Source organism: Actinoplanes campanulatus (assembly GCF_014647795.1).
GTDB classification, from domain to species: domain Bacteria; phylum Actinomycetota; class Actinomycetes; order Mycobacteriales; family Micromonosporaceae; genus Actinoplanes; species Actinoplanes campanulatus.
This window is the reverse complement of sequence record NZ_BMPW01000006.1, coordinates 241,678-256,023: the sequence shown is the minus strand read 5'-3', so window position 1 is coordinate 256,023 and position 14,346 is coordinate 241,678. Positions and strand designations below refer to the sequence as shown.

The 14,346-nt window shown below is 70.0% G+C and carries 15 protein-coding genes; 3 read left to right on the top strand and 12 right to left on the bottom strand.

Annotated features, from left to right (window positions below):
* Nucleotides 1-137 precede the first annotated feature (137 nt).
* The 6 genes from IEZ13_RS14105 to trpS all read right to left on the bottom strand — a co-directional run bounded on the left by IEZ13_RS14105 (nt 138) and on the right by trpS (nt 4,548).
* On the bottom strand, nt 138-1,232 hold the full coding sequence (locus IEZ13_RS14105) for a BMP family lipoprotein (RefSeq protein ID WP_183222615.1): 1,095 nt from the start codon (nt 1,230-1,232) through the stop codon (nt 138-140).
* A gap of 200 nt (nt 1,233-1,432) precedes the next feature.
* Entirely contained in the window at nt 1,433-1,660 is a 228-nt protein-coding gene (locus IEZ13_RS14100) for an SCO4848 family membrane protein (RefSeq protein ID WP_183222614.1), read from the bottom strand.
* Between the two features lie 12 nt (nt 1,661-1,672).
* On the bottom strand, nt 1,673-2,038 hold the full coding sequence (locus IEZ13_RS14095) for a hypothetical protein (RefSeq protein WP_183222613.1): 366 nt from the start codon (nt 2,036-2,038) through the stop codon (nt 1,673-1,675).
* A gap of 7 nt (nt 2,039-2,045) precedes the next feature.
* The gene (locus IEZ13_RS14090; RefSeq protein WP_183222612.1) at nt 2,046-2,966 is read right to left on the bottom strand and encodes a YihY/virulence factor BrkB family protein; all 921 of its coding nucleotides are present in this window, start codon (nt 2,964-2,966) and stop codon (nt 2,046-2,048) included.
* Nucleotides 2,967-2,987: 21 nt separating this feature from the next.
* A complete protein-coding gene (locus tag IEZ13_RS14085) occupies nt 2,988-3,518 on the bottom strand; it encodes a 2'-5' RNA ligase family protein (RefSeq protein ID WP_183222611.1) in 531 nt (176 codons plus the stop codon).
* A gap of 4 nt (nt 3,519-3,522) precedes the next feature.
* Nucleotides 3,523-4,548, bottom strand: coding sequence for a tryptophan--tRNA ligase (trpS, locus tag IEZ13_RS14080; RefSeq protein WP_183222610.1), 1,026 nt, complete (start codon nt 4,546-4,548; stop codon nt 3,523-3,525).
* 132 nt (nt 4,549-4,680) lie between these two features.
* Here trpS and galE point away from each other — a divergent pair, with 132 nt between their 5' ends.
* The 3 genes from galE (at nt 4,681) to IEZ13_RS14065 (ending at nt 7,739) form a co-directional block, all read left to right on the top strand.
* Nucleotides 4,681-5,655 carry a UDP-glucose 4-epimerase GalE gene (gene galE / locus IEZ13_RS14075; RefSeq protein WP_183222609.1) on the top strand — a complete coding sequence of 325 codons (975 nt, stop codon included), beginning with the start codon at nt 4,681-4,683 and terminating at the stop codon, nt 5,653-5,655.
* Nucleotides 5,652-6,797: a galactokinase gene (gene galK, locus IEZ13_RS14070; protein WP_183222608.1), complete on the top strand. Its 1,146-nt coding sequence runs from the start codon at nt 5,652-5,654 to the stop codon at nt 6,795-6,797. Before galE ends, galK begins: the two co-directional genes overlap by 4 nt.
* A gap of 135 nt (nt 6,798-6,932) precedes the next feature.
* On the top strand, nt 6,933-7,739 hold the full coding sequence (locus tag IEZ13_RS14065) for an ATP-binding protein (RefSeq protein WP_183222607.1): 807 nt from the start codon (nt 6,933-6,935) through the stop codon (nt 7,737-7,739).
* On the opposite strand, the gene cysN is transcribed toward IEZ13_RS14065, so the two are convergent.
* The 6 genes from cysN to IEZ13_RS14035 form a co-directional block, all read right to left on the bottom strand.
* A complete protein-coding gene (cysN, locus tag IEZ13_RS14060; RefSeq protein WP_183222606.1) occupies nt 7,723-9,021 on the bottom strand; it encodes a sulfate adenylyltransferase subunit CysN in 1,299 nt (432 codons plus the stop codon). The genes IEZ13_RS14065 and cysN overlap by 17 nt on opposite strands.
* Entirely contained in the window at nt 9,021-9,932 is a 912-nt protein-coding gene (gene cysD, locus IEZ13_RS14055) for a sulfate adenylyltransferase subunit CysD (protein WP_183222605.1), read from the bottom strand. The genes cysN and cysD overlap by 1 nt, the downstream gene beginning before the upstream one ends.
* A 49-nt stretch (nt 9,933-9,981) precedes the next feature.
* On the bottom strand, nt 9,982-10,872 hold the full coding sequence (locus IEZ13_RS14050; protein ID WP_183222604.1) for a 3'(2'),5'-bisphosphate nucleotidase CysQ: 891 nt from the start codon (nt 10,870-10,872) through the stop codon (nt 9,982-9,984).
* A 29-nt stretch (nt 10,873-10,901) separates the two neighbouring features.
* Entirely contained in the window at nt 10,902-12,611 is a 1,710-nt protein-coding gene (locus IEZ13_RS14045; protein WP_183222603.1) for a sugar transferase, read from the bottom strand.
* 99 nt (nt 12,612-12,710) lie between these two features.
* Complete coding sequence (gene pth / locus IEZ13_RS14040; protein WP_183222602.1) at nt 12,711-13,298, bottom strand: aminoacyl-tRNA hydrolase; 588 nt, start codon at nt 13,296-13,298, stop codon at nt 12,711-12,713.
* Between the two features lie 88 nt (nt 13,299-13,386).
* Nucleotides 13,387-13,992, bottom strand: a complete 606-nt coding sequence (locus IEZ13_RS14035; protein WP_183222601.1) for a 50S ribosomal protein L25/general stress protein Ctc — start codon at nt 13,990-13,992, stop codon at nt 13,387-13,389.
* Nucleotides 13,993-14,346: the final 354 nt, after the last annotated feature.

Genomic DNA, 14,346 nt, shown 5'->3' with positions numbered 1-14,346 from the left:
ATGCCGCGCAGTTCCAGTTTCAGCGGAATCTCCCGGGGTTCGGTGACTGATCCTGGTGGACGGGGGGAATGCGAGCCGCCGCTCGACCACGGGTTTTGCCCGTGGCCGCGCGGCGGCCGAATGCTACTACCCGAAGGTCACTTAGGCGCGTTGGCCGACTCGACCTTGACGGTGCCGGCGATGATGTCGGCCTTCAGCTTGTCGAGCTCGGCCTTCAGGGCCGGGTCGACCTTGCTCTCGAACTGGTTGAACGGGGCGAGCGAGACGCCGTCGTTCTCCAGGGTGCCCAGGTAGCCCGGGCTCGCCGCGAGGGCCTCACCCTTGGCGCCCTTGACGACGGCCTGCTTCACCGCGTCCTCGATGTTCTTGACCACGGTGCTCAGGAACACCTCGCAGTACTGCGCGGCGCTGGTGCAGCCGTCCTGGTCGACCCAGATGACCGCGAGCTTGCCGTTGGAGTCCTTGGCGACCTGCGCGGTGCCCAGGCCGGTGCCGCCGGCGACCGGCATGATCACGTCAGCGCCCTGACCGACCAGGGTGTCCGCGATGCTCTTGCCCTTGCTCTGGTCGATGAAGCTGTCGGCGAAGCTGCCGTTCTGGGCGGCCTTGTCCCAGCCGAGAACCTTGACGTCCTTGCCCTTGGCCTTGTTGTACTGGGCCACACCGTCGGCGAAACCGTCCATGAAGATGGTCACCGGCGGGATCTTCATGCCGCCGTAGGTGGCCACCTTGCCCGACTTCGAGTAGCCCGCGGCCAGGTAGCCGGCGAGGAACGCCGCCTGGTGGGTCGCGAACTGCATCGGGTAGACGTTGGGGCTACCACTGGAGCTGTCCACGATGCCGAACTGCGAGCTCGGGCTGTCCTTGGCCACCTTCGTGGTGACCTCGCCCATCAGGCCGCCGACCGCGAGGATGAAGTTGCAGCCCTGGCTCACGAAGCCCCGCAGGCCCGGCTCGTAGTCGGCCTCGGAGGAGGACGCCACGTACTTCGGGTCGACGCTGGGGGCCTCGGCCTTGGCTGCCTGGAGACCGGCCCACGCCGAGGCGTTGAACGACTTGTCGTCGATACCGCCGAGGTCGGTGACCATGCAGGCCTTGTAGGCGGCGACCGCGGCCGGGCTGGAGCCGGTCGAGCCGCTCTCCTCCGGGGCCTCGCCACATGCGGCGGCAGCGAGCGTCAGCCCACCTGCCGCGAGAATCGCCACGATCCGCTTCCCACGTACTGGGCGCAAGACGCCCTCCTTCCGCTGCACACCGAGGTTCCTGTATCTCGGGTGAATCTCAGGCGGGAGCGTATCCCCGGGTCCGCACCCCGTCAGGACATCGGTACGGACTGTTGGCGCACCGTTATAGCTCCGCAATCACCGCGCCCGCGGGCCGTTCCTTTCGGCTGGATCAGGAGGGAATTGCGCCTCTAGCAGGAAACAGAGAGTTAATCTGCGGCCCGCCGCCAGGCCTTGACACCGAGCACTCCGACCCCTGTCCCGATCGCCAGCGAGGCGGCGATCAGCACCGCGTGCACCCACAGGAACGAGGTCGGCGCGCCGTCGGCGAACGACCGCTCGTCCTTCCAGATGGCCAGCCCGAAACGCGGCCAGATCAGCCAGGTCCACACGCCGACCGCGACCAGGAACGCCGCCCACCGTTTGTTGATCACCACGGGGTGAGTATCTCAACCGGTCAATCGCGCCGCGATCCGCCGCCAGCCGGCCCGCACCTCGGCCGGCTCCGGCGGGGCGCCCGGCTGCTCGCGGGCCAGTTGCGGCGGGAAGTCCTCCTCCTCGCCGGTCCGGGCCAGCTCGATCTCCCGGCGGATCGCGTCCACCCCGTCCAGCGGCAGCAGCGGCTCCACCACGGCCATCAGGTCGTCGTCGGCTACCACGGCACGGGCCAGGGCCAGGGCATGGGCGTGCTCGTACGGCCCGCAGACCACCGGCTCCCAGTCCTCCAGGTCACCGAGCGAGCCGATGGTGATGACCCACGGTTGATCGGAGATCGGCGAGCCGGGCGGCAGATGCAACGTCACGAGTGTCCCCACCGGCTCATCATCGCGGGCGGGAGTGCCGAATCCAGGTGTTCTGCCCCACCGGGGCGGTCTTGTCGTCAGCCGACAGATCGACCACCCGGCCGTGTGGGCTGGTCGCCGCCCAGGCCGCCCCGAAGAGCAGCAACTGGTTGAAGACGTAGAGGTAGACCAGCGCGCCGACGGCCGAGCCGACCAGGCCGTACGCCGGATTCCGCTCGACCAGCGCGACGAACGACCTGCCCACCGTGTTGAGCAGCATGATCCCGATGCCCACCTGGAGCACCGGCGGCGTCATCCGGCGGGCGGTCATCCGCAGCCGGGGCACCGCGGCCAGCAGCGCCGCCGCCAGCAGCATGTTGACCGCCAGGGTGAGGGCCCAGCTGGCGATCGACAGCAGGGTGTGGAACCCGCCGCCGGCCAGCCAGTGCAGCAGGGTCTCCAGCCCGTACACGGCGAGCTGGGAGAGGGCCAGCAACAGCAGCATGCCGATCAGCACGAGCAGGTCGACGACCTGGCGTACGCCGATGTAGCCGGGCTGCTCGCGCAACTGCCAGATGAGCCGCTGCGAGGACCGGATCGACTCGACCCAGCCGATGCCGGTGAAGGTCAGGCCGACCAGGCCGACGATGCCGACCGTCCTCTTGCTGTCCAGGATCGCCTGCACGTCGAGGAAGGGCAGGTTCTCGGCGAGGAAGTCGCGCACCAGGTCGAACAGCTCACTGTTGTTGGTGAGCAGGAAGCCGAAGGCCGAGTACCCGATCAGCAGCAGGGCGAAGACCGCGAAGAACCCGTAGTAGGCGATCGCCGCGGCCAGCCGGCCACCCTGGACGCTCTCGTAGCGCAGGATGGCCCGGCACAGATGATCGAAGTATGGCGATCGGTACCGCACCGCGGTGATCCGAGCCGCGGTCGCGTCGTAGGCCCGGTCGATCGGGTTCACCGGCAGACCGTAACCGACCGGTCAGCTTCCGAGGGGGAAGTCCCGCCGGGGCCGCCACGGTCCCTCGCCGCCGTGCGAGAAGAGCGTGAACGAGGCGACCTCGAACCGGGCCGAGAAGCCGGCCAGATCGTCGAAGACCGCGTCCAGCGCGTCCGCCGGCACGTCCTGCGCCACGGTGACGTGCGGGTGGTACGGGAACCGGGTGTCCCGTCGCACGTCCTCCGACCGGGTGATCGCCTCGGCCAGCAGCTCGCACTCGCTGATGCCCTGCGCCAGCGCCACGAACACCACGTCGGTCACCGGCCGGAACGTGCCGGTCCCACGCAGGTGGACGGTGAACGCCGGCTGCGCCGAGGCGATCTCCTCCAGGTGCTTCTCGATCGCCGGCAGCGCGTCGGCGGCCACCTCGGTGGGCCCGAGGAGGGTGACGTGCGCCGGGGTCCAGGCGGCCTGCGGGTCGCCGGCCTCGGCGCGCCGGCGGGTCAGCGCCGAACCCCAGGGTTCGGGGATGTCGATGGCGACGCCGATGCGGGTGATGGCCGGGTCGGACACCGGGTCAGGCCCCGCGCACGGGGCTGAGGAAACCCACGTTCCGGTACGCCGTGGCGAGCGTGGCCGCGGACACCGCCCGCGCCTTCTCCGCCCCGATCGCCAGGACCTTGTCGAGCTGGGCCGGGTCGTCGAGGTAGAGCCGGGTGCGCTCCTGGATCGGCTTGACGAACTCGACCAGCACCTCGGCCAGGTCCTTCTTGAGGTCGCCGTAGCCGCGTCCCTCGTACGCCTCGAGAAGCTCGTCGATCGCCCGGCTGGTGAGGGCCGCGTAGATGGTCAGCAGGTTGCTGATGCCGGGCTTGTTCACCTCGTCGTAGAGGATCTCCCGCCCGGTGTCGGTGACCGCCGACTTGATCTTCTTGGCCGAGCGGGCCGGGTCCTCCAGCAGCTCGATGAGACCGTTCGGCGAGGAGGCCGACTTCGACATCTTGCTCGTCGGGTCCTGGAGGTCGGTGATCTTCGCGGTGTCCTTCACGATGTACGCCGAGGGCACGTTGAACGTCTTGCCGAATCGGGTGTTGAAGCGCTGCGCCAGGTCGCGGGTCAGCTCCAGGTGCTGCCGCTGGTCCTCGCCGACCGGCACCTGGTCGGCCTGGTAGAGCAGGATGTCGGCGGCCTGGAGGATCGGGTAGGTGAACAGCCCGACGGTGGTGCTGTCCTGCCCGGCCTTGGCCGACTTGTCCTTGAACTGAACCATCCGGCCGGCCTCGCCGAACCCGGTGATGCAGCTCAGCACCCAGCCGAGCTGCGCGTGCTCGGGCACGTGGGACTGCACGAAGAGGGTGCAGCGCTCCGGGTCGAGACCGAGCGCGAGCAGCTGGGCGGCGGAGATCCGGCTACGGTTACGAAGAGTCTCCGGGTCATGGCCCATGGTGATCGCGTGCAGGTCGACGACGCAGTAGAAGGCGTCGTGCGTGTCCTGCATCGACACCCAGTTGCGCACCGCGCCCAGGTAGTTGCCGAGATGGAAGGAATCGGCGGTCGGCTGAATGCCGGAAAGCACACGCGGGCGGCGGGCAACGTCGGACATGGCCGCCATTGTGTCAGCACCGGGCCTCGAACCGCGAATCCTCTCAGCGGGTGGCACGATGTTCGAACCTGTTGACCTATGAGCGATTCTGGGGAATTCTATGATCGTCTGACTACGGAAAGGGCCTGAACCGTGAAATTGCTCGTCACCGGCGGCGCCGGCTACGTGGGCAGTGTGACCAGCAGGCTGCTGCTGGACGCGGGCCACGAGGTCGTCGTGCTGGACAGTCTGCGGACCGGTTTCCGGCAGGCGGTCGCCCCCGGCGCCACCTTCGTGGAGGCGGACATCGCCGACGCCGCCCGGGTGCTCACCCCCGACGCCGGCTTCGACGCGGTCCTGCACTTCGCCGGCCTGATCGCGGCCGGTGAGTCGATGGCCAAGCCGGAGCTGTACTGGCACGAGAACATGGTGAAGTCGCTGGCCCTGCTGGACGCGGTGCGCGCCGCGCGGGTGCCGCGGTTCATCTTCTCGTCCACCGCGGCGGTCTACGGCAACCCGGTCGAGCTGCCCATCACCGAGTCCGCGATCAAGGCTCCGACCAGCACGTACGGCTCCACCAAGCTGGCCTTCGACCTGGCGCTGACCTCGGAGACGTTCGCGCACGGCCTGGCCGCCGTCTCGCTGCGCTACTTCAACGTGGCGGGGGCGTACATCAGCGACGGTCACGAGATCGGCGAACGCCACGACCCGGAGACCCACCTCATCCCGATCACCCTCCAGGTGGCCGCCGGGAAGCGGGAGAAGCTCCAGCTGTTCGGCGACGACTACCCGACCGCCGACGGGACCTGCGTACGCGACTACATCCACGTCGAGGACCTGGCCCGGGCCCACCTGCTGGCGCTGGACGCGACGGTCGCCGGCGAGCACCGCATCTACAACCTGGGCAACGGCAACGGGTTCTCCAACCGGCAGGTCGTCGAGGCGGCCCGCGAGGTCACCGGGGCGGCCATCCCGGTCGAGATCGCCCCACGGCGCGACGGCGACCCGGCCACCCTGGTCGCCTCGTCGGCCCGGGCCCGCGACGAGTTGGGCTGGACGCCCCGGAAGAACACCCTGGCCGACATGATCGGCGACGCCTGGACCTTCTACCGAAAGCACGTGGCATGACCAGCATCAGAGAGACCGCCACGGCGGCCTTCATCGAGGCGTACGGGGACGAGCCCACCGGGCTCTGGGCCGCGCCGGGCCGGGTCAACCTGATCGGCGAGCACACCGACTACAACGACGGCTTCGTGCTGCCCTTCGCGCTGCCGCAGCGCACCGTGGCGGCGGTCGGCCCGGCGCCGGACGGCCGCTGGTCGGTCTGCTCCACACTTGCCCCCGATCCGGTGACCTTCGGGGTCACCGAACCGGGTGAGGTCACCGGCTGGGGCGCGTACGTCGCCGGGGTGGTCTGGGCGCTGCGGGACGCCGGTTTCGAGGTGCCACCGGTCCGGATCGCCCTCGCCTCGGACGTGCCGCTCGGCTCCGGGCTGTCCTCGTCGGCCGCGCTCGAGTCGTCCGTGCTGACCGCTCTGATCGACCTGGGCGGGCTGGACGTGCCGCTGGAGCGCCGGCCGGCCATCGCCCAGCGCGCCGAGAACGTGTACGTCGGCGCGCCCACCGGCATCCTCGACCAGTCCGCGTCGATCCGCTGCCTCCAGGGCCGGGCGCTGTTCCTGGACTGCCGCAGCTACCGGATCGAGCAGATCCCGTTCGACCTGGCCGCCGAGGGCCTGGCCATACTGGTGATCAACAGCAACGCGCCGCACCAGCACGTCGACGGGGAGTACGGCGAACGTCGCAAGAGCTGTGAGGCGGCGGCCGCGGCCCTCGGGGTGCCCGCCCTGCGCGACGTGTCCACCGCCGAGCTGGACGACGCCCTCCGGCGGCTGGACGACGACGTGCTGCGCCGCCGGGCCCGGCACATCATCACCGAGAACCAGCGGGTGCTGGACACCGTCTCGCTGCTGCGGTCCGGCCGGGTCCGCGAGATCGGCCCGCTGCTGACCGCCTCGCACGCCTCGATGCGCGACGACTTCGAGATCACCGTGGCCCAGGTGGACGTCGCCGTACAGTCGGCTCTGGAGGCCGGGGCGTACGGCGCCCGGATGACCGGCGGCGGCTTCGGCGGCTGCGTGCTGGCCCTGATCGACGCCGACCGTGCCGAGGCGACGGCGACCGCGGTCGCCGTCGCGTACGAGGAACGGGGTTTCACCGCACCGACCAGCTGGGTCGCGGTGGCCGGGCCGGGCGCCACCGCGCTCTGACGCCCGGCCCGTCCCCGGAAGTGCCCGAGTGGCCTTCCGGGGCCACCCGTCCGGGGGTCGCGCCGGCCTTCGCCTGATCACCCGCACGAGCGAGACCAGGGCTTGGCAATCGGGCACGGGACTATCGTGTCCGGCATGGGGGTCAGCCCACCGTATCTTCGCGGTGACACCGAGCAAGGTGTCACCGTCAGCATCGACTCCACCGAGGACGCCGCGGTCTCCCTCCTCACCGTGCGCGGACCGTGGGACGCACAGCTGTGCTGGACCGCGTCGACGACGCTCCGCCGGTGTTTCACCGACCATCCGGACGGGCTCATCGTGGACCTGTCCGGGCTGCTCGACCCACACAGCGAGAGCGCCTCGACCTGGATGACGGCCCGCCGGCTGGCGGCCGGCCTGCAACCGCCGGTGCACCTGGCCCTCTGCGTGCCCCCGGAGCTGCCGCTCGCCGACCGCATGCAGGGTCTGGGCGCCGGGCGCTACCTGCCGGTCTACGCCAGGATCGGCCAGGCCCGGGTGGCCCTGGCCGGCCGGATCCCCGGCGACGAGCGGCTGAGCGCCACGCTACGGCCCGATCCGGACGCCCCCAGTGTGGCCCGCAACCTGGTGAGCGACGCCTGCCTGGGCTGGGGGCTGGTGAACCTGCTGCACCCCAGCCGGCTGGTCATGTCGGAGCTGGTGACGAACGCGGTGGAGCACGCCGGCACCGACATCCGGGTGGTGGTGAGCCGCCGGGGCGCCGGGATGCATCTGTCGGTGGCCGACGGTGACCCGCGCCTGCCCCGGCTGATCCGCCCCTCCCCGCCGCGCCCGGACCTGCCGCTCGACGAGCGGGGTCGCGGGCTGCGGACGGTTCAGGCGACCGCCGACCAGTGGGGCAGCCTGCCGACCGAGGCCGGCAAGGTCGTCTGGGCGACGGTCCGGCTCAGCGAGCCTCGATGATCATTCCAGCGCCGACCGTACGGTTGGTGCTCTCGTCGATCAGAATGAAGCCACCGGTGGTCCGGTTGCGGCGGTACTCGTCGGCCAGCAGCGGCACCGTGGTGCGCAGCTTGACCCGGCCGATCTCGTTGAGCTTGAGCTCGCCGGCCGCCTCGTCCCGGTGCAGCGTGTTCACGTCCAGCCGGTACTGGAGACCGCGGACCACGGCACGCGCCGACCGGGTGGTGTGCTTGATCGAGTACTTGCCGCCGACCCGCAGCGGGGCCGACTCGTCCATCCAGCAGATCATCGCCTCGACGTCCTGAGCGGGCGTCGGGGCGTTGTGCGGGCGGCAGATCATGTCACCGCGCGAGATGTCGATCTCGTCGGCCAGGCGGACCGTCACCGACATCGGCGGGAACGCCTCGTCCACCGGGCCGTCGGCGGTCTCGATCGAGGAGATCGTGCTGGTCAGGCCGGAGGGCAGGACCATCACGTCGTCGCCCGGCTTGAGGATGCCGGAGGCCACCTGACCGGCGTACCCGCGGTAGTCGGTGACCGTGGTGGACTGGGGCCGGATCACGTACTGCACCGGGAAGCGCACGTCGACCAGGTTGCGGTCGCTGGCGATGTGCACGTGCTCCAGGTGGTGCAGCAGGGACGGGCCCTCGTACCACGGGGTGTTCTCCGACCGGGTGGCGATGTTGTCGCCGTTGAGCGCGGAGATCGGGATGATGCTCAGGTCCGGCGCGTCGAGCTTGGCCGCGAACGAGGTGAACTCGTCGGCGATCCGCTCGAAGACCTCCTGGCTCCAGTCCACCAGGTCCATCTTGTTGACGCACAGCACCAGGTGCGGCACCCGCAGCAGGCTGGTCAGGAAGGCGTGCCGCCGGGACTGCTCGACCAGGCCCTTGCGCGCGTCGACCAGGATCAGCGCCAGGTCCGCGGTGGACGCGCCGGTCACCATGTTCCGGGTGTACTGAATGTGCCCGGGGGTGTCGGCGATGATGAACTTCCGCCGCGGCGTGGCGAAGTAGCGGTAGGCCACGTCGATCGTGATGCCCTGCTCCCGCTCGGCGCGCAGGCCGTCGGTGAGCAGAGCCAGGTTGGTGTACTCGTCGCCGCGCGACGCGCTGGCGCTCTCCACCGCCTCGAGCTGGTCCTCGAAGATCGTCTTGGTGTCGAACAGCAGCCGGCCGATGAGCGTGGACTTGCCGTCGTCGACGCTGCCCGCCGTGGCGAACCGGAGCAGGTCCATGCCGCGGGAGGCGGCGGCGTCAGGCTCGAGAACTGCCTGGCTCATCAGAAGTAACCCTCTCGCTTGCGGTCTTCCATCGCGGCCTCGCTGACCTTGTCGTCGCCACGGGTGGCGCCGCGCTCGGTGATCCGGGTCGCCGCGACCTCGTCGATCACCTTCTCCACCGTGTCGGCCTCGGAGAGCACGGCCGCGGTCTGCGACGCGTCGCCGACCGTCCGGTACCGCACCCGGCGGACCTCGGAGGTCTCGCCGTCCCGCAGCCGGATGAACTCGTTGACCGCGTAGAACATCCCGTTGCGCTCGACGACCTCGCGGTCGTGGGCGTAGTAGATGCTCGGGAGCGGGATGTTCTCCTTGGCGATGTAGTGCCAGACGTCCAGCTCGGTCCAGTTGGAGAGCGGGAAGACCCGGATCGACTCGCCCGGGTGGTGCCGGCCGTTGTAGAGCGACCACAGCTCGGGCCGCTGGTTCTTCGGGTCCCACTGGCCGAACTCGTCGCGGAAGCTGAACATCCGCTCCTTGGCGCGGGCCTTCTCCTCGTCGCGGCGGGCGCCGCCGAAGAGCGCGTCGAACCGGTACTTCTCCACGGCGGCGAGCAGCACCGGCGTCTGGATCCGGTTGCGGGTGCCGTCCGGCAGCTCGCGCACCTGACCGGCGTCGATCGCCTCCTGCACGCTGGCGACCACCAGGTTCAGGCCGAGCGAGGCCACGCGACGGTCCCGGTACTCCAGGACCTCCGGGAAGTTGTGCCCGGTGTCGACGTGCATGACCGGGAACGGGATTCGCGCGGGCGCGAACGCCTTCTCCGCTAGGCGCAGCATCACGATCGAGTCTTTACCGCCGGAGAAGAGCAGCACAGGGCGCTCGAACTCGGCCATGACCTCACGCATGACGAAGATGCTCTCCGCTTCGAGAGCATCCAGATGCGATACGCGATAGGGCTTCGTCTGGCTCATGGGTTCTGTCCCCAGACCTTTCTCCGGTATCAGCCGGGCAGGGCAGACGTCATTCTGACGGAAGGTGCCTCTGCAGTGCAGCAAGCAACCGAGGAGCGAGATCTTTCCGACAAACCACCAGGTCAGGCAACTTGGGGTCTGCCTGGTTATAGGTGAGCGGGGTGCCGTCGATACGGCTTGCGTGCAGGCCAGTGGCCAACGCCACAGCCACCGGGGCGGCGGAGTCCCACTCGTACTGACCGCCGGCGTGCACGTAGGCGTCCGCGTCGCCGTTGATCACCGCGGCGATCTTCACCCCGGCCGAGCCCATCGGCACCAGCTCGGCGCCGATCTCCTCGGCGAGCGCGGTGACGAAGGCGGGCGGGCGGGTCCGGCTCGCCGCGATCCGGATCGCCCCGCCCGTCGCCGCTTCGAGGGGCATCGGGGGGTAGGCCGGCGCGTGGTCGGTGGCCAGGGTGCAGTGCCGGGCCGGCATGGCCACGGCACCCGCGGTCAACCGGGCCGGCGCCGACGAGTCGGCGGTCCACAGGGCCACGTGTACGGCCCAGTCGTCCCGCCCCTCCTCGGAGAACTCGCGGGTCCCGTCGAGCGGGTCGACGATCCAGACCCGGTTCGCGTCGAGCCGGTTCGGCCGGGTCAGGGTGGGCTCGCCCTCGATCCAGGCGGTCCGGGAGTGCTCGTCCTCCTCGGAGAGCACCGCGTCGGCCGGGCGCCAGCGGGCCAGCTCGGCCCGGAGCAGCTCGTGGGCGGCCTGGTCGCCGGCCGTCTTGAGGGCCTTGCCGTCCGAGTACCCGGTGTCCTGGCGGACCTGGAGCAGCACCTGTCCGGCGCGGTCCGCGAGCCAACGGGCGAAGGCGGAGTCGTTCACCGGGGGCGCTCCGCCCTCTCCGGCTTCCCGTGGCCCGGCAATGCGTGCCGACGTCTTCGTCTGCTCGCCCATCGTCTCGCTCCTTCGCTCCGTGTGCGTCCTCAGTACGCCCCCGACGACCGCACCACCGCGGTCACCGTCCTCAGCAGGATCACCAGATCCAGGCTCAACGACCAGTTCTCCACATAGCGCAGGTCGAGCCGGACCGCCTCCTCCCAGGAGAGATCCGACCGCCCGGACACCTGCCAGAGGCCGGTCATCCCCGGCTTGACGGCAAGCCGGCGCCGCACGTCGTCGGCGTAGGCGGCGACCTCGGTCGGCAGCGGCGGCCTCGGACCGACCAGCGACATCTGCCCCGACAGGACGTTGAGCAGCTGCGGCAGCTCGTCGAGCGAGAACCGGCGCAACCACTGTCCGACCGGAGTGACTCGCGGGTCGTCGCGGATTTTGAAGAGCACACCATCGTGCTCGTTGAGATGCCTCAGCTCGGCAAGCCGGGCTTCGGCATCGACGTACATGCTGCGGAACTTGAAGATCCGGAACAACCGGCCGTCACGTCCCACGCGCACCTGGCGAAAGAGTACCGGCCCGCGCGACGTAAGGCCTACGCAGAGCGCCACGGTCAAGAGCACCGGGCTCAGAAGAATCAAAAGGAGGACCGCGCCGAGCCGATCGACCAGGTCTTTCACCAGACGCGAGCCGCCGTGCAGCCGGGGATGCTCGACATGCAGCATGGGCAGCCCGTCGAACGGCCGGATCGTGGTCCGCGCCCCGGCGACGTCCACCAGCGCACTGGCCACCACCAGGTCCACCTCGTCGCGCTCCAGCCGCCACGCCAGCCGGCGCACCGCGGCGCCGTCCAGCTCCGGGCAGCTCAGCACCACCACGGTGTCGGCGTCGGCCAGCTCCACCGCGGTCGCCACGTCGTCGAAGGTGCCGAAGACTGTCGGATCGGTCAGCCCGACCCCGTCGGCGCCGGGCGGCAGGCACGCGCCCACCACCTCGAGGCCGTGGTAGCGCTCACGGCGCAGCTGCTGGGTCATGCCGATGACGGAGTGCTCGTGCCCGACCACGATCACCCGGCGCAGGTTCTCGCCCCGAGACCGGGCCAGATGCAGCCGTTTGCGCAGCACGAACCGCAACACCACGATCGCGACGATGGCCAGCGGGCACGCCACCAGGACGTAGGACCTGGCCAGATCGAGATTCAGGGCGTACGACACGACGGCCGCCCCGCCGACCAGACCGGCGCCGCCGCGCAGCACCCGCTGGTACTCGTCGGAGCCGACGAACAGATAGCGGCGCTCGTACGCCCGCGCCGCGACCAGCACCAGCAGCAGCGCCAGCGGCATGAGCGCCGACCACACCAGATACTGCCGGTTGTACGCGGTGACATGGTCACCGAACCGGGTGAAGAAGGTGCCCGCCCCGGCCACCACTCCGGCGCTCAGGTCGGAGAGGACCAGCGACCGTACGTAGCGGCGCTCCCAGTCCTGCCGGCGGGACATCGCCGCGTGCCGGCCGCGGACCCGCTGGAACGGGCGGGCCGCCATCGACCGGTTCCGGCCGGCCGGCAGGTGCCGCTCGACCGCCTGGTTCCGGGCCGGCACCGGCTCGCCCCGGACGGCCTGTGGCGGAGCGTTCTCCACACCGGCCGCCGGTCCGGGGATCCGGGTGTTGAGGCCGCTGCGCCGCTCGGGCGCACGCTGTGGCCCCTGGTTCAGTCCTACGCCCCGCCCATCGACCGCCGGCAGGGTCACCGTGGGTTCGATCAACGCGTCCGCACGGTCCTCGGACACGTCCTGCGACACCTCGAGCCTCCCGTCACGTCAGCCAGCGCACCTGTTCGTGCGTCCGATTGACCAACGGGTCGGAGGCGGAACGCGTCACGGGATCGTTAGATGGACAAATCAGACACCATGGTACTTGTTCTGTGCCCATTCGACGCCCTCTTGGACGATCGCCTCCACCATGTCGGCCGCCCGGTCCACCAGGAAGTCCAGCTCCTTGCGCTCCGCCCCGGAGAAGTCGGAGAGCACGTAGTCGGCCGGGTCCTGTCGCCCGGGGGGCCGTCCGATGCCGAAGCGCACGCGCGCGTACTCCTTGGTCGCGAGCGACTTGGACATCGAGCGGAGTCCGTTGTGACCGCCCTCGCCTCCACCCCTTTTCGCCCGAACCTGCCCGAACGGCACATCCAGCTCATCATGCACCGCGATCACCTGCGTCACCGGGATTTTGAAGAACTGCGACAGCGCCACCACCGGGGCACCGGAGAGGTTCATGTAGGTGAGCGGCTTCAGCAGGATCAGCTTGGGTCCACCGAACCCCAACCTGCCCTCCGCGGCCTCGGCCTGCGCCCGCTTCGCCCGCCCGAACTTGCCACCGGTCCGGGAGGCCAGCAGGTCGGCCACCAGGAAACCCACGTTGTGCCGGTTGCCGGCGTACTCCCGGCCCGGATTGCCCAGGCCGACCACCAGCCAGGGTGCCTCGTCGCTCATCCCTCTCGCCTCCCGCCGCATACGCATCAGGGAAAGTGCCGGCCGGCACTTTCCCTGATATCTGGCTTACCGCTGCTGCGCGACAGAATTACTCCGCGCTCTCGCCCTCAGCACCCTCGGCCGACTCCTCGGTGGCCTCGGCGTTGCTCTGGGCGGCACTGATCACCGCGAGCACCAGCTCCGGGTCGGCGGCCAGCTCGACGCCCTTGGGCAGCTTCACGTCGCCGGCGGTGACGTGCGAGCCGGCCTCCAGGCCGTCGATCGAGACCTCGAGCTCGGTCGGCAGGTGCAGCGCCTCGGCGACCACGGCGACGGTGGTCGACTCGTTGACGATCAGGGTGTTCTTGGCGGCCTCGCCGGTCAGGGTCACCGGGACGTCGACCTGGATCTTCTCGCCACGCTTCACGATCAGCAGGTCCACGTGCTCGAACGTGTCACGGATCGGGTCGCGCTGGATCGCCTTCGGCAGGGCCAGGGTGGCGGCCGAGTTGCCGGCGATGTCGATCGTGAAAATCTGGTTGATGCCGCCGTGGCGGATGGCGGCCGCGAACTCACGGGCCGGGAGGGCGATGTGCTGCGGCGCCTCGCCGTGGCCGTAAAGCACGGCGGGCACGAGACCGGCCCGGCGCGTGCGACGGGCACCACCCTTGCCGAACTCGGTACGGGGCTCGGCGCTGATCTTTACCTCGGACACGGGGAAACTCCTGAAACTCTTCGATGCGGGCTGCGGCTAAGTCTGCGGCTGCGGTATCCGGCAGTGCTGCGGTGGTGGCCGCCGACGGCGCGTGGCCGTCGAAGGCTTTGGTGTTCCTGGCGCTGCCGGGCAAGGGGCGCGCTGGGCACAGGCCCGGAGCACCGCGTCGATGACGGCACCTCGAGTGGACTGCGGAACCTCAGCAGACCACGAGGCACCCTCGCCGTGGCAACCGCACCAGCTTACCTGGCACGATCGTGCATCAGTCAGCGGGTCCGTCCGGCTGGCGGCGTCCGCGAAAAAACGATGCTACTGATGCAAGTTGCACCAGATGCGAAAGCGCCCGTCGAGTCG

Excerpts from the sequence above, each read along its gene's own strand:
- IEZ13_RS14065 (WP_183222607.1), top strand. The coding sequence starts at position 6,933 with ATGGGGGTCAGCCCACCGTATCTTCGCGGTGACACCGAGCAAGGTGTC.
- cysN (WP_183222606.1), bottom strand. The coding sequence starts at position 9,021 with ATGAGCCAGGCAGTTCTCGAGCCTGACGCCGCCGCCTCCCGCGGCATG.
- trpS (WP_183222610.1), bottom strand. The coding sequence starts at position 4,548 with ATGTCCGACGTTGCCCGCCGCCCGCGTGTGCTTTCCGGCATTCAGCCG.
- pth (WP_183222602.1), bottom strand. The coding sequence starts at position 13,298 with ATGAGCGACGAGGCACCCTGGCTGGTGGTCGGCCTGGGCAATCCGGGC.
- IEZ13_RS14050 (WP_183222604.1), bottom strand. The coding sequence starts at position 10,872 with ATGGGCGAGCAGACGAAGACGTCGGCACGCATTGCCGGGCCACGGGAA.
- cysD (WP_183222605.1), bottom strand. The coding sequence starts at position 9,932 with ATGAGCCAGACGAAGCCCTATCGCGTATCGCATCTGGATGCTCTCGAA.
- galK (WP_183222608.1), top strand. The coding sequence starts at position 5,652 with ATGACCAGCATCAGAGAGACCGCCACGGCGGCCTTCATCGAGGCGTAC.